This window comes from Oleiphilus sp. HI0067, assembly GCF_001635735.1.
In genome coordinates, this window is sequence record NZ_LWFI01000502.1 from 1 (window position 1) to 949 (window position 949).

Below are 949 nucleotides of genomic sequence, written 5' to 3' on the forward strand. Positions count from 1 at the left end.
CAACGCCTGTATGCGGCAACTAAACGCGACGGGATACATGAGCAATCGTGGGAGACAAATTGTCGCATCCGCGTTAATAAATGAATTGGGTTTAGATTGGCGATGTGGCGCGTCTTACTTCGAGCAACAACTGATCGATTACGATCCCGCTTCAAACTGGGGGAATTGGCAATATATTGCGGGCGTTGGTGCTGATCCAAGAGGAGGCCGCCAGTTCAACTTAAAAAAACAAACGCAAATGTATGATCCCAATGGAGAGTTCATAGCGAAATGGACGGATAGCGATGAGAATCATCGATTGGATTATACCGATGCTGCGGATTGGCCTATTTTATGATTTGTTTCGGTTTTGGCCAAAAAGCCACTTCTGCATTTGGTTCTGCCTTACAAAATCTTTCGTTGATTCGAGATTAATCGCTTCTAATCTTTTTATGTTCTTTCTTGCTCGCACAAGAAAGAACCAAAGAAATGCGTACCTGCTCTTCGGCCCTNCGGGTACATTCGTGACTGGATAAAATAAACAGGAATTCGTCGAGGATTGTTTGAGCCGAAGGCGAGTCCCGCAGACGCTGTTTATTTTTGAGCAACGAATGACCCCAAAGGGCATGTCAGTGGGGCTGATTAGGATTGTTAAGGGGCTTGTCAGCACAAGTCCCTTAACTCGACCTTTAGGTCGAAACCTAAAAATGCAGAGGCGCTGTCGGCCGCCGCCGACAAGAATAGTAGTAAGAAAATCGAATAATAAATTAACTACACAGAACTACTATTACAGAAGCTATTTATATACAGGGAGAAAATGCCTAAGCCGGGGCTTAGGATAAGCCCTTAACTCAACCTTTAGGTCAAAACCTAGAGAAGCCTAGCCAAAGAAATCAAACTCAAAATAGTTGGCTATTAGGACAAAACCTAAAACTCAACCAACTACCATTCCCCTATATTCTCCATGCTC

General features: G+C 44.1%; 1 protein-coding gene. It reads left to right on the forward strand.

Annotation, left to right across the window (positions count from 1 at the left end):
- Positions 1–337: FAD-binding domain-containing protein (locus A3739_RS05970; RefSeq protein ID WP_304440262.1), on the forward strand; the 337-nt coding region annotated here is incomplete at its 5' end.
- Between the last annotated feature and the right edge of the window lie 612 nt (positions 338–949).